Annotated in this window: 15 protein-coding genes; 4 read left to right on the top strand and 11 right to left on the bottom strand. The window is 52.4% G+C overall.

The window, feature by feature from the left end:
• From IP582_RS05430 to IP582_RS05445, 4 genes are read right to left on the bottom strand one after another with little or no spacing between them, the layout of a single operon-like run.
• Positions 1-660 carry a methionine ABC transporter permease gene (locus tag IP582_RS05430; protein ID WP_162303311.1) on the bottom strand — a complete coding sequence of 220 codons (660 nt, stop codon included), beginning with the start codon at positions 658-660 and terminating at the stop codon, positions 1-3.
• Positions 657-1,448 carry a methionine ABC transporter ATP-binding protein gene (locus IP582_RS05435; protein ID WP_193795304.1) on the bottom strand — a complete coding sequence of 264 codons (792 nt, stop codon included), beginning with the start codon at positions 1,446-1,448 and terminating at the stop codon, positions 657-659. The genes IP582_RS05430 and IP582_RS05435 overlap by 4 nt, the downstream gene beginning before the upstream one ends.
• A complete protein-coding gene (locus tag IP582_RS05440; RefSeq protein ID WP_041852472.1) occupies positions 1,445-2,251 on the bottom strand; it encodes a MetQ/NlpA family ABC transporter substrate-binding protein in 807 nt (268 codons plus the stop codon). The genes IP582_RS05435 and IP582_RS05440 overlap by 4 nt, the downstream gene beginning before the upstream one ends.
• 25 nt (positions 2,252-2,276) lie before the next feature.
• Positions 2,277-3,305 carry an isopenicillin N synthase family oxygenase gene (locus IP582_RS05445; RefSeq protein WP_071195819.1) on the bottom strand — a complete coding sequence of 343 codons (1,029 nt, stop codon included), beginning with the start codon at positions 3,303-3,305 and terminating at the stop codon, positions 2,277-2,279.
• 265 nt (positions 3,306-3,570) lie between these two features.
• Between IP582_RS05445 and IP582_RS05450 the strand changes: the two genes are divergently transcribed.
• Both IP582_RS05450 and ykgO read left to right on the top strand, forming a co-directional pair.
• Positions 3,571-3,831: a type B 50S ribosomal protein L31 gene (locus tag IP582_RS05450; protein WP_041852470.1), complete on the top strand. Its 261-nt coding sequence runs from the start codon at positions 3,571-3,573 to the stop codon at positions 3,829-3,831.
• 3 nt (positions 3,832-3,834) lie between these two features.
• Complete coding sequence (ykgO, locus tag IP582_RS05455; RefSeq protein ID WP_006818844.1) at positions 3,835-3,975, top strand: type B 50S ribosomal protein L36; 141 nt, start codon at positions 3,835-3,837, stop codon at positions 3,973-3,975.
• Here the strand turns inward: ykgO and IP582_RS05460 are convergent.
• Positions 3,972-4,673, bottom strand: coding sequence for a GNAT family N-acetyltransferase (locus tag IP582_RS05460; RefSeq protein WP_041852469.1), 702 nt, complete (start codon positions 4,671-4,673; stop codon positions 3,972-3,974). The genes ykgO and IP582_RS05460 overlap by 4 nt on opposite strands.
• 99 nt (positions 4,674-4,772) lie before the next feature.
• On the opposite strand from IP582_RS05460, the gene IP582_RS05465 reads away from it, so the two are divergent.
• Complete coding sequence (locus tag IP582_RS05465; RefSeq protein ID WP_193795305.1) at positions 4,773-6,218, top strand: PLP-dependent aminotransferase family protein; 1,446 nt, start codon at positions 4,773-4,775, stop codon at positions 6,216-6,218.
• Here the strand turns inward: IP582_RS05465 and IP582_RS05470 are convergent.
• From IP582_RS05470 to acrA, 6 genes are all read right to left on the bottom strand, one after another.
• A complete protein-coding gene (locus IP582_RS05470) occupies positions 6,196-6,663 on the bottom strand; it encodes a YlaC family protein (protein ID WP_041852467.1) in 468 nt (155 codons plus the stop codon). The two genes, IP582_RS05465 and IP582_RS05470, sit on opposite strands and share 23 nt — an antisense overlap.
• A gap of 99 nt (positions 6,664-6,762) precedes the next feature.
• Positions 6,763-7,329 carry a maltose O-acetyltransferase gene (gene maa, locus IP582_RS05475; RefSeq protein ID WP_193795306.1) on the bottom strand — a complete coding sequence of 189 codons (567 nt, stop codon included), beginning with the start codon at positions 7,327-7,329 and terminating at the stop codon, positions 6,763-6,765.
• 68 nt (positions 7,330-7,397) lie between these two features.
• Positions 7,398-7,616 (bottom strand): HHA domain-containing protein, encoded by a 219-nt coding sequence (locus IP582_RS05480; RefSeq protein WP_041852465.1) that lies wholly within the window; start codon positions 7,614-7,616, stop codon positions 7,398-7,400.
• 26 nt (positions 7,617-7,642) lie between these two features.
• Positions 7,643-8,017: an Hha toxicity modulator TomB gene (tomB, locus tag IP582_RS05485; RefSeq protein WP_041852464.1), complete on the bottom strand. Its 375-nt coding sequence runs from the start codon at positions 8,015-8,017 to the stop codon at positions 7,643-7,645.
• A 520-nt stretch (positions 8,018-8,537) separates the two neighbouring features.
• The gene (gene acrB, locus IP582_RS05490) at positions 8,538-11,687 is read right to left on the bottom strand and encodes a multidrug efflux RND transporter permease subunit AcrB (protein WP_193795307.1); all 3,150 of its coding nucleotides are present in this window, start codon (positions 11,685-11,687) and stop codon (positions 8,538-8,540) included.
• A 22-nt stretch (positions 11,688-11,709) separates the two neighbouring features.
• Complete coding sequence (gene acrA, locus IP582_RS05495) at positions 11,710-12,906, bottom strand: multidrug efflux RND transporter periplasmic adaptor subunit AcrA (RefSeq protein ID WP_193795308.1); 1,197 nt, start codon at positions 12,904-12,906, stop codon at positions 11,710-11,712.
• A 141-nt stretch (positions 12,907-13,047) separates the two neighbouring features.
• On the opposite strand from acrA, the gene acrR reads away from it, so the two are divergent.
• Entirely contained in the window at positions 13,048-13,701 is a 654-nt protein-coding gene (gene acrR, locus IP582_RS05500; RefSeq protein ID WP_193795309.1) for a multidrug efflux transporter transcriptional repressor AcrR, read from the top strand.
• Positions 13,702-13,737 lie beyond the last annotated feature (36 nt).

The following is a 13,737-nucleotide window of genomic DNA, read 5'->3' on the forward strand; positions in this document are numbered from 1 at the left end:
TTACCGTCGGTGCGCCAGTCGGCGCACCAGGCGATCGCCTGCCATCTGCACCCCCTGTACCATTGCCAGTAAAATCACCACGGTACCCACCATCACCTGATCGTTAAAGCGCTGATAGCCATAACGAATAGCGAGATCGCCCAGCCCACCGCCGCCAATAACGCCCGCCATAGATGAGAAGCCAATCAGCATCACAACGGTGAGCGTAATGCCCGCAAGCAGCGTTGGCAGTGCCTCGGGCAACAGGGCTTTCGCAATCACATGCCAGACGTTACCCCCCATCGACAAAATGGCTTCGATGCGTCCGTAATCCACCTCATCCAGCGCGCTTTCCGTCAGCCGTGCGAAGAAGGGAAACGCGCCAATGGTGATAGGCACTATCGCGGCGGTGCTGCCAAGAGTGGTACCGATTAGCAGGCGCGTGAAGGGGATAAGCGCTATCAACAACACGATGAATGGCAGCGAACGACCAAAATTGACGACGGCCCCCAGCAGCGCATTGACACGTGGTAAGGGGAACAGGCCATCACGGCGCGAAAGAAACAGAATAACGCCCAGCGGCAGGCCGATCAGCACGGTAAACAGCGACGCCAAAGCAACCATGTATAACGTCTCCAGCGTGCCGTTGAGCAGCAGCGGCCAGAGGTCTTCCCAACTCATGCTACCCCGCATAAAGGCCTCCCGTTAAAACCGTGGCGGGCAAGGAAATCCTGCTCAGCTTGTGGATCGTGCAATAGCGCATGGCGCAATTTGGACCAGGGCGCAACCAGCAGATCGGCGATTTTGCCACTCTCTCGTACTTCGCCGTTTTCCAGCAGTGCCGCGTGATCGCACAGAGTTTTTACGACATCCAGTTCGTGGGTGATCAGCACGATGGTCAAATTCAGCTTCTGGTTGATGTCTGCCAGCAGCGCCAGGACAGACGCGGTGGTTTCCGGATCCAGCGCGCTGGTGGCTTCATCGCACAACAGCACATCCGGCCTTGCCGCCAGCGCCCGGGCGATACCGACACGCTGCTTTTGCCCACCAGAAAGTTGCGAAGGAAAAGCATTGGCTTTATCGCTCAGGCCCACCAGATGCAGTAGCTCTTCCACACGTGCATGGCGCAGCGGTTTCGGCACGCCGGCGATTTCCAGCGGAACGGCGACGTTATCCGCCACCGTACGTGCGTGCAGCAAATTGAAGTGCTGGAAAATCATCCCGGTGCGCAGCCGATGCTCGCGCAAACCGGCTTTATCCAACTGCGTAATGTCGCTGCCGTTGATGATGATGCGGCCCGAAGTGGGCCGCTCCAGCAGATTCAGGCAACGGATTAAGGTGCTTTTCCCCGCGCCGCTGCGGCCCAGGATGCCGTAAATAGCCCCTTTGGGGACATGCAGCGACACGTTGTTCAGCGCCGGTCGGCCTGTTCCGGCATAGGTTTTACTCAGCCCTTCAATATCAATCATGACTGCGGGGCAACCGGGATCACCGAGCCGTTGTAGGTTTTACGAATGAACTCTGCCACTTGAGGGGAGGTGAGATCTTTGGCCAGTTCTTTGATGCGTGGGTCGTTTGCCAGCGACGGGTTGGTTACCAGAATATTGGCGTACGGGTTATGCTCCGCACTCTCCAGTCCCAGCGCATCTTTGGCGGGCGATAAACCTGCTTCCAGCGCGTAGTTGCCGTTGATCACCGCCAGGGCGACGTCATCCAGCGAGCGCGGGATCTGTGGGGATTCCACTTCGAGGATCTTTAAGTGTTTCGGGTTCTCAACGATATCTTTTGGTGTGGCCAGCGTGCTTGCCGGATCGGTAAATTTCGCATCCAGTTTGATTAACCCCTGGCTTTGCAGCAGGAACAGCGCACGGCTCAGGTTGGTGACATTGTTCGGGACCGCGACGGTGGCGCCATCCGGTACCGATTTAAAATCTTTGTATTTGTGCGAATAGATGCCCAGTGGTTCGATATGTACCGTGGCGGCGACGGCAAAGGTTTTACCCAGCGCTTTTTCCTGGCTTTTCAGGTAAGGCACATGCTGGAAATAGTTGGCATCCACATCACCACTCGCCAGCAATTCATTGGCATTTGCGCCACTGGTCAGCTCAACGATTTTGATATCCAGTTTCGGATCCAGTTTTTTGACATAGTTCAGGATCTCCGCGTGTGGAACCGGGTCCGCTGCAATACGCAGTGCTTCTGCCTGTGCAGTACCCCATGCCAGAGAAAGAGACAACGCTACCCCTGCCAGTTTAAAAGCGGCATATTTCATGATGTTTTTCCTGTGTTGTTATGGTTTATACGATCAATTGTTCACTGCGCTCACGCAGTACATCGCGGTAATAACGTTCGGCGACATCCGGGTGCGAACGTAAACGCCCTTTCAGGTAGTTCCAGCCGACATCGCGTAAAAGTGGGTTTTGTGGATCGCTTTCCGGCCCTTGCGCCTCACGCGCCAGCGCTTCCGGCAGGGCGTAAACGGGAACTACGGCGTCCAGTTGTGCGCCAAGGAAAAAGGCAATCGACAGCCGATCTTGTCCGGCGGGCGGCGATACCACACGGTGGACCGTGGCGCGTAAATAGCCATTGGTCGCCAGCTCCAGCAACTCACCGATATTGACCACAAAACTACCCGGCAGCGGTACGGCATCGATCCAGTGATCGGGGGAGACTTCGACCTGCAATCCTTTTTGCTCGTCCTGAAGCAGGAAACTCAGAAACCCGGAATCTTTGTGCGCGCCGACACCCTGATTACTCTGGGTGTTATCCTGGCCGGGATAGCGAATCAGCTTGATATGTTCATTGGGTTTGTCGCCATACAGTGCGTCGAAGGCATTAGCAGGCAGACGTAGCGCTTCGGCAAAGGCACGCAGCAACACGATGGCCATCTCGGTCATCGACTTTTGCCAGTCGAGCAGCGTGGTTTTCAGCTCTGGCTGTTCCGCTGGCCACAGGTTCGGCCCCTGCAAGCGCCGCCAGCGCGGGTCGCTGTCGCTCAACAGCAGTTCCGGGCGTTCCGCGCCGATATCGAACTGTTCTCGCCAGTCCGGTTTACCACGGGTGATTTCCGATGCCGCACGGTTGTAGCCGCGAAAATGGGGGGAGTGAATCATCGCCACCTGCTGTTTTTGCTCATCGCTGAGGGCAAAAAAGCGGCGGGCTTCATGTTGAACGGCGCGCTGCAGCTCGTCATTCACACCGTGATTAATAAGATAAAAAAAGCCGATGTCGCGTGCGCTGGTGCGCAGCTGATCGAGAAAGGCATCACGTTCAGCGGGGTTGAAGTAGCGGGCCAGATCGAGGATGGGTAATGTTGTCGCGTTCATTGTGTTCTCCGAATAGTCGTTCGCAGGTGATCATTTTTAGAGTCCGGGGTTGGGCACAACAGCAGCGCATCATGATGCTTTCCTCACAAGTGATTTAGGCTCAGCTTGCCTTAAGGCAAAAAAATCAACCAATAACATTCTTTTCTAATTTATGACTGTGCAGGGTTCGTTGCTTTTGCGAAAAATGCATTTAGCGCAGGAGTTGCTTAGGGAAAAGAATTTCGCTAGACTTTTGTTATGTTATAACAATACGTGAGAGAGCAAAATGAAACCTGATATCCATCCGCACTACCGTACGGTAGTGTTTCATGACACCAGCGCGAACGAATATTTCAAAGTCGGTTCGACGATCAAAACCGATCGCGAGATTGAACTGGAAGGGGTGACATACCCTTACGTGACTATTGACGTCTCTTCTGTTTCCCATCCGTATTACACCGGTAAACAGAAAGTGGTGGGTAATGAGGGAAGCGCGGCGCGTTTCCAGCAGCGCTATGGGCGTTTTATTGGCACAAAAAGAGGCTAACGCATGCAGGTACTGAACTCGTTACGCAGTGCGAAACAACGCCACCCTGACTGCCAGATAGTCAAGCGCAAGGGGCGTTTGTATGTGATTTGCAAATCCAATCCGCGTTTTAAAGCTGTGCAGGGAAGAAAGAAAAAGCGTTAATCACGCAGGCTCTCAAGGGATTGCAACTGTTTGCCGTCGGCAGTGAAATTTCCGGCGGCAAGCCACTGTCGAAACGCCTTATCCAGGCGTGGCCATTCGCTGTCAATAACAGAAAACCAGTCGGTATCCCGATTGTGTCCTTTCTGAACCAGCGCCTGACGAAATCGCCCTTCATACTGAAAGCCCAACCGAAGTGCGGCACGACGGGACGGTTCGTTCAGGCTATTACATTTCCATTCGTAGCGGCGATACCCCAGCGTCTCCAGGGCATATCGCATCAGTAGCCACTGCGCTTCCGTAGAGGCGCGGGTACGCATAAGCAGAGGAGAGAAATGCACGCTGCCCACCTCAATGACGCCATTGGCGGCGTCAATACGCATGAGCGAAAGTGTACCGACAGGCGACTGCGTGCGGTTATCGATAACCGTGAAATGAATAGGATCCTTTAATTCACAGACGCTTGTTACCCATGCGGTGAAGGCGTCGGGATCGGTTTCCGGTTCACGCAGCAGCCAGGTCCAGCTTCGGTCATCTCCGGCCAGACGATGGGCGGCAAACAGTGCCGGTGCGTGTTCGACCCTCAGCGGCTCCAGGCGGCAATACTGGCCTTCAAGCGTCACGCGTTCAGGAAAAGGGCGGGGCTGCCAGTCGGGAAGGGCATCGCCCACGGGTTGTCCGTATTGATTCAGTTGGCTCATAGTGGCTCCTCTTTGCGATTCACCTAGCGTAGAATTTCACTGGTTCTATAAGAAGTGCCATTAAACTATATTTTCATGGGTCCACTAAGGAGCGGCGCGATGAATATTCCCGATGACGCTTTACAGGCACTACTGCGCCCGGCGCTGGCTGAACGTGCCGGATTAACGCGGCAGCGGGCGTTATATATGGCACTGCGGGATGCTATCCGTGGTGGAACGTTAAAAGCGCATTCGTTGCTACCGGGCTCACGCGTGCTGGCAAAAAAACTCGCCGTTTCCCGAAATACGGTAAACGCCGCGCTCGAACAGCTCGCAATTGAGGGCTTCGTTCAGCGTGAACGGCAGGGAACACGGGTATTGATGTTGGCCAGTGCGCCCGTTATACGTAACATGCCTGTGATATCCCTCGCACAACGTGTCCGGACCCTGCCGCAAGGGGTGAGGCGAAATTCCCCCGCACTTGCTTTCACCCCCGGTCTACCGGCGGTGAACTATTTCCCCACGGCAATCTGGCGAAGGCTGAGTGAGCGCGTCTGGCGTGACGAGGGCAGTGCGCTGCTGGGGTATGGCGAGTCTGGCGGAGAGCGGCGACTGCGCGCGGCTATCGCCCGACATCTTGCGCTGGCCAGAGGCATTCATTGTGACGTCGAGCAGATTGTAATTACCGAAGGCGCCCAGGATGCGCTGATGTTATGTATTCATCTTCTCTGCGATCCGGGAAACAGTGCCTGGGTAGAAGAGCCGGGCTATAACGGTGCAAAAAGCGCTTTGCTGGCAGCCGGGTTGCAAGTGAAAGGGATACCGGTGGATGAAGAAGGAATGACGCTGGCGGAGACGATAACGCCGCCGCGCATTATCTATACTTCGCCTTCACATCAATATCCGCTGGGCTATGTGATGAGTGCTGCCCGACGTTTGCAGTTGCTGGAGGCGGCCACGCGGACCGGAAGTTGGATCATCGAAGATGACTACGACAGTGAGTTTCGCTATCACGGCGATCCGGTACCTGCCATGCTGGGAATGATCTCCAATCCACCGGTGGTCTATCTGGGAACATTCAGCAAGACGCTGTTTCCGTCGTTACGTATTGGTTTTATGGTGATGCCGCCTGCGTTGGCGAACGCAGCGGCACCGGTTATCAATAGTCTGTTGCGCGGTGGACATCGTAGCGAGCAACTGGCTCTGGCGCATTTTATTGAGGATGGCCACTACGCGCGCCATCTGGCGGCGATGCGCCGATTGTACCGTAAACGACAGGCACAACTGCGTGAGGCGTTACAGAACGGTTTTGACCTGGAGCATCGGGTGTTGGGAGGCGAGGGCGGGCTGCATTTGACGCTTTCAGTACCGGGAATCAATGACATGAATGTTGTGCGTGAGGCGCGCGGGTTTGGCCTTGCGCCTCATGCATTAAGCCGTTTTTATTTACAGCCATCACCGGCATCAAGTGGGCTGGTTCTCGGCTACGGTAATACCTCTGCCAGCCTGTTTCCCGGCGGTGTTCGTACGCTGGCGCGGCTGATTACGCAGTCTCGGGGCGGGTAAGGGTAAATACGTCGTAGAAAGAGAGTTCCCCCTTGCGGGATAACATCTGCTGGAGCTGTGTTTTACGCGTAGTATCGACCGCAGGCGAAGTAAGGATGGCGCTGATAAGCTCTTGCGGCACATAACGCGTGTTGTACCATTCGCCGTTATAACAGACGCGAAAATCGAGCACATCAATATCTTCGTAGCGATAGCGCGGGTAGACATCAAAGAAAAAGAAGCCATTCAATAAGACGAATAGCACCACCAGCAGCCACACGGAGTCCACCAGCGTTTCTGATTGCAACATAACGGCAAGCGTGGCGAGCCAGGCTATATACATGCCGACAAACAGGCCCGGATGTTTGCGAATAAAGCTGATGCTAAAGCGCGGACGGTTGTCTCGCTTTTCGCGCTGGTTAATGTCGTCGATTGTTTCGCTGAGCAGCCGCTGGATCTCTGTCATCTCACGCCTTCGTCTTTGGGGATATACCGATTAGAGCGTATTTTAAGTTGCCATTTTGTGTGAAAAAAGTAACAGTTTATCGACAAAAAAAGATAACAGTTAACTTGCTTCACCCGGAATGGCTTTAATAACTCGGGCGGGGTTGCCACCGACGACCACATTCGGCGGAACGTCTTTTACGACTACCGCACCGGAGGCGATAACCGCATTATCGCCAATGGTCACGCCTGGATTGATTACCGCACGTCCACCAATCCAGACGTTATCGCCAATGCGAACCGGTTTGCCATATTCGAGACCGCTGTTGCGCGCATTGGCCTCCAGCGGATGTGTTGCCGTATAGATATGTACACCTGGCGCTAACATGCAATTGTCGCCAATATGGATGGGGCAGACATCCAACATGACACAATCGAAATTGGCGTAAAATTCCTTACCCAGGAAAATATTGTAGCCATAATCACAGCGAAAGTTTGGTTCGATATAAGCACCTGAACTTTGGCCGAGTAATGTAGCAAGAATCGCATTGCGTTCCGCTTTTTCGTCAGGGGCCGAATGGTTATAACGATGAAGCAGCTCTCTGGCATGCATGCGGTCAGCTCGCAGCGTATCGTCCGCTGGTCGATACGGTAAGCCGGAAATCATTTTAAGTTTTTCTTCGCTCATGAAGATAACGTGCGCCTGCTAATGCCGCTGGATAAAAAATTAAAACCGTAAATAAACGTCGGGAAGACTTAGCGTACAAATTTCCACACAGAAGGAGGGATTTTGTCATACAGTTTATTCATGGTTAGCTCAGCCAGACGATGATCGGCTGCTGAATAAAACACCGTCAGTTCATGGTCAGGCAGTTCGTATTTATTTTTTTCAATAACGCGTTCGAGCGTGTCAATTGTCTGACAACGTCGTAATCGCATCAAATAATCAATTTTGGTTAATGGCTTATCAGACATGATTTTACCTTTACTGGTTGAAATATTTAACAGGAGTGACTAACAGGGTTAGCCTTGCTCACATTGACGAAACAGCGGAACAATCGATTTCCCGATTTACGCCATTTCTGCAAGTCTTGTGTGTTGATACCGTAGCTACTGAACAGCATAAACGTATCATCAAGGTATTCGTCTATCTGCTCAATCAGTTTATTATCTTCATTATACTTAATTTTATAATTAAGTGCGAAGGTTGCTATATGTTCAATCAACTCATTTAACTGCAAATTGATTGCCGAAGTAGGATCGTTAACCCATCCATGATGGCTTTCTTCAAGATTCAGGAGACAATCATGGTACAACGTTTCACAGAGAAATTTAAGCTGCGCGATATCATGCCTTTTTGGCGAGTATTCGTCCATAACACATCCCCTTCTGAGTCGCTTTTTTTACTCACTGAACACTGCTCCGGGGTGGAAACGTCTGATCTGACCAGCAGCATATGCTGCTTTTCCTCATTGATTTAACTATAAGCCAGTCTTAAAAAGATTTCATTGTGCTATTACGAAAAATTACAATTATCGCGTTTTGCTCTCCGAAAATGGAGGGATCGCGCAGTTTATTATCATGTTTTATGTGAGAATTTCCGGCATCGAAATCAAAACTTTCCTTACTCTTCATCAGGTTAGTGAATGGTGTTGAATATTTAAGGTTATTTTAATATTCCAGAATCACTAATTACCAGGAATATTCTTACTTAAACTGATTGTACCAGATAATTAAGAATTTTACCTAAGTATATAAGACGCTCTCCTAATGAAGTATTAATTCTGTGCGCTATTACGACTGCACAAAATAAACAAAGAGACAATACGTACTTTTTATGATCAGAACAGCGAATAAGAAAAAGGCCGCTTTCGCGGCCTTTTTCATTCATGACTATCAGTGTTGCTCAACCTTATGGCTGTGCTCAACATCGTCGCTTCTGCGGCTAAAGCGGCGGCGCACCACCACAAAGAACACAGGAACGAAGAATATTGCCAGTACCGTCGCGGTAATCATACCGCCCATTACACCGGTACCTACGGCGTTCTGCGCACCGGAGCCTGCACCCGTACTGATAACCAGCGGCAGAACCCCAAGGATAAACGCCAGCGAGGTCATCAGGATTGGACGCAGACGCATACGTACCGCTTCCAGGGTCGCTTCAATAAGCCCTTTGCCCTCTTTATCCATCAGATCTTTGGCGAATTCGACGATAAGTATCGCGTTCTTCGCCGACAAGCCAATGGTTGTCAGCAGGCCCACCTGGAAGTAAACGTCGTTAGTCAGACCGCGTAAGGTCGCGGCCAGCAGCGCACCAACAACCCCGAGCGGAACTACCAGCATAACGGAGAACGGAATTGACCAACTCTCGTACAGGGCCGCCAGACACAGGAACACCACGATCAAGGAAATGGCGTACAGCGCAGGCGCCTGGTTACCTGACAAGCGTTCCTGATAAGACATACCTGTCCAGTCATAGCCAATACCCGTCGGCAGTTTACCGGCCAGTTGTTCCATCATCGCCATTGCTTCACCGGTACTTTTACCCGGAGCAGCCTGGCCGAGGATTTCCATGGATGGCAAACCGTTATAGCGTTCCAGACGCGGAGAGCCGTACTCCCAGTGCGACGTCGCAAAGGCAGAGAAAGGCACCATCGAGCCGCTTGCCCCACGGACATACCAGTTACCGATATCGCTCGGCAGCATACGGTATTTCGCGTCAGACATAACGTACACTTTCTTCACACGACCACGGTCGATGAAGTCGTTGACGTAGCTACCGCCCCATGCCGCGCCAAGCGTAGTATTGATGTCACTTAAGGAGACACCCAACGCCTGTGCTTTTTCCTGGTCGATATTGATTTTGAACTGCGGCGTATCTTCCAGGCCGTTCGGACGCACACCCACCAGCAGATCCGGATGCTGTGCAATCTCACCGAACAACTGGTTACGCGCCTGCATCAGCTTGTCATGCCCCAGGTTCGCCTGGTCAATCAATTGGAAGTCAAAGCCGGTCGCCGTACCCAGTTCAACGATCGCTGGCAGGTTAAAGGCGAAGACCATCGCATCTTTAATTTGCGAGAAATGCGCACTTGCACGACCTGCAATCGCCGGTACTTTGTTCTTCTCACCCGGACGTTCATCCCAGCCTTTCAGCGACACGAACGCCAGACCGGTGTTCTGACCACGCCCGGAGAAGCCGAAGCCGTTAACGGTAAACACAGAGTTCACGTTATCTTTTTCGTTTTCCAGGTAGTATTTCGACACTTCATCCAGCACTTTCTGCGTACGCTCTTGCGTCGCGCCCGCCGGAAGCTGCGCCATGGTCAGGAACACACCCTGGTCTTCATCTGGCAGGAACGAACTTGGCAGACGAACGAACAGAATGGCCATGCCAACCACGATAAGAACGTAGAGCAGCAGGTAACGCCCCGTACTGCGCAGAATGTTACCTACGCTGTCGGTGTAGTGGTGCGTGCTCTTATCAAATACGCGGTTAAACCAGCCAAAGAAACCTTTCTTGCCTTCACCGTGATCGCCTTTGGCAATCGGTTTAAGCATGGTCGCACAGAGCGCTGGCGTCAGGATTAACGCTACCAGCACAGAGAGTGCCATTGCTGAAACAATGGTGATAGAGAACTGACGGTAAATCGCACCGGTTGAACCACCGAAGAAAGCCATCGGGATAAATACCGCTGACAGAACCATCGCGATACCGACCAGTGCGCCCTGAATCTGACCCATGGACTTACGCGTGGCTTCTTTTGGCGGCAAGCCCTCTTCGGACATGACACGCTCAACGTTCTCTACGACGACGATGGCGTCATCCACCAGCAAGCCTATCGCCAGCACCATACCAAACATGGTGAGGGTGTTTATCGAGTAACCAAATGCTGACAGTATGGCGAAGGTACCCAACAGGACGACTGGCACCGCGATGGTTGGAATCAGCGTTGCGCGGAAGTTCTGCAGGAACAGGTACATAACCAGGAATACCAGTACGATCGCTTCAACCAGCGTTTTCACCACTTCGTTAATCGAGATCTTAACGAATGGGGTGGTATCGTACGGATAAACCACTTTCAGCCCGTGCGGGAAGAACGGTTCCAGTTTGGCGATAGTGGCTCGCACCGCGTTTGCGGTATCCAGTGCGTTCGCGCCGGTTGCCAGCTTGATACCAAGACCGGATGCGGGTTGACCGTTGTAGCGGGCGATAACGTCGTAGTTTTCGCCGCCCAGCTCAATTTTTGCCACGTCACGCAGACGAACCTGTGAACCATCCTGGTTAACTTTCAGCAGGATCTTACCGAACTCTTCCGTGGAGGTCAGACGTGTCTGCGCGATGATAGAGGCGTTCAACTGCTGGCCTTTCACCGGCGGCGTCCCACCTAACTGACCTGCTGCGACCTGGGCGTTCTGCGCTTTAATAGCCGTAATGACATCAACAGGAGTCAACTGGAAGTTATTCAGTTTGTTCGGGTCCATCCAGATACGCATTGCATACTGCGCACCGAACAGCTGTACGTCACCCACACCTTTGGTACGGCTGACCGGGTCCTTCACGGTGGCGCCCACGTAGTCGGCAATATCTTCCTGCGTCATGGAACCATCGGTACTGATCATACCGAGAACCATCAGGAAGCTACTGGACGACTTCTCAACGCTCACACCCTGCTGCTGAACTTCCTGCGGCAGTAATGGCATTGCCAGTTGCAGTTTGTTCTGCACCTGTACCTGTGCGATATCCGCGTCGGTACCAGAGTCAAAGGTGATGGTGATCTGTACCGTACCAGAGGAGTCACTGGTGGAGGACATATACAGCAGGCCATCGATACCGTTCATGTTCTGTTCGATAACCTGTGTAACGGTATCCTGCACCGTTTTTGCATCAGCACCTGGGTAGGACGCGCTGATCTGAATTGCCGGTGGTGCAATTGTTGGATATTGCGCGACAGGCAGCTTCAGGATCGCCAGTCCCCCCGCAAGCATGATGATTATGGCGATCACCCAGGCAAATATGGGGCGATCAATAAAGAAATTTGGCATGTCTTAACGGCTCCTGTTTAAGTTAAGACTTAGACTGCTGTGACTGCGCGCCGGCCTGGGCTTGCTCTTTATTCTCAGCGGTCACTTCCTGTGCTTTTACCTGCGCACCGGGTCTTACTTTTTGAAGGCCTGTCACAATCACGCGATCGCCTGCTTTCAGGCCATCTGTCACCAGCCATTTATCGCCAATGGCCTGAGTCGCGGTGAGTTTACGGATTTCGACTTTATCGCCTTCACCCACGACCATCGCGGTAGCATCACCACGCGGGGTACGAGTCACACCCTGCTGTGGAACCAGCAGTGCATTAGGATTAGTGCCTTCTTCGAGTTTCGCGCGTACGAACAGACCTGGCAGCAGCGTCATATCCGGGTTCGGGAAAATGGCGCGCAGTGTGATAGAACCGGTAGTTTGATCAACAGTGACGTCAGAAAACTCCAGTGTACCGCTCTGCGGGTATTTCGTGCCGTCATTGGTCACCAGCTCGACTTTCGCTTTACCGTTTTCCTGTTTCAGCGTGCCGTTCGCCAGTTCCTGTTTCAGCCGCAGGTAGTCATTGCTCGACTGTGTAACATCAACGTAGATCGGGTCGAGTTGCTGAACGGTTGCCAGCGCGGTTGTCTGCCCGGTCTGCACCAGCGCACCTTCGGTCACGGACGATTTACCAATACGGCCGCTGATCGGAGAGGTGACTTTGGTGTAAGCAAGGTTGATACGCGCGGTTTCAACCGCGGCTTTTGCCGCAACGACAGCCGCATCGGCCTGCTGTGCGTCAGCCTGAGCCGTATCATAATCTTGTTGGCTGATGTACTTGGTACCCAACAATTTCTGATAACGCGCAGCAGTCATGCGTGCGATATTTGCCGCAGCCTGCGCTTTTGCCAGATCGCCTTTCGCGCTTTCATAAGAAGCCTGATAAGTGGCCGGATCAATCTGATAAAGCGAGACACCCGCTTCTACATCACTGCCTTCTGTGAAGTTGCGTTTTAAAATAATGCCACTGACCTGAGGACGGACTTCCGCAACGCGAAACGCGCTGGTTCTACCTGGAAGTTCGGTTGTGATCTGCAGAGGTTCTGTTTTTAGCGTGACGACGCCGACTTCTGGCGCCTGACCCGCAGCACCCTGCTGAGCGGGTTTTTCATCACATCCTGTAAGCGCTAAGCTGCCTGAAAGCATCAGAACGACCGCCAGAGGCGTTAACCCTCTGTTTTTGTTCATATGTAAACCTCGAGTGTCCGATTTCAAATTGATCAATGGATCAAATGTCCCAAACCCATTGCTGCGTTTATATTATCGTCATGCTATGGTACAAACATTCATAAATGTATGTAAATCTGACTCCTGTCAATTCACCAACATATGGCACGAAAAACCAAACAGCAGGCACAAGAGACACGCCAGCACATCCTTGATGTGGCCTTGCGTTTGTTCTCCCGGCAGGGCGTATCAGCGACCTCACTGGCAGATATTGCACAGGCAGCGGGGGTGACCCGTGGTGCGATTTACTGGCACTTCAAAAATAAGTCGGATTTATTCAGTGAAATCTGGGCGCTGTCAGAATCCAGCATCAGCGATCTCGAAACTGAGTATCGGGCAAAATTCCCTGACGATCCACTGTCAGTTTTAAGGGAAATTTTGGTCTATATCCTTGAAGCAACCGTAGTCGAAGAGCGTCGCCGACTCATGATGGAAATCATTTTTCACAAATGTGAGTTTGTTGGCGAAATGGCGGTCTTGCAAGAGGCGCAGCGTAATTTGTGCCTGGAGAGTTACGACCGCATCGAACATACACTTAATGAGTGCATTAAAGCCAAATTGCTTCCTGAGAGCTTACTCACCCGCCGGACGGCAGTACTGATGCGTGCCTATATTTCCGGTGTGATGGAGAATTGGCTTTTCTCGCCCCAATCTTTTGATTTAAAGAAAGAAGCCCGAGACTATGTCGCGATATTACTGGAGATGTGCCAGTTTTGTCCAACGCTGCATAATAAAGCGTCAGGCCTTTCAGCCTGAGTCAGAATGAGCGGAAAAAGCGACTGCTAACATTAC

Source organism: Citrobacter sp. BDA59-3 (genome assembly GCF_015167655.1).
Taxonomy (GTDB): domain Bacteria; phylum Pseudomonadota; class Gammaproteobacteria; order Enterobacterales; family Enterobacteriaceae; genus Phytobacter; species Phytobacter diazotrophicus.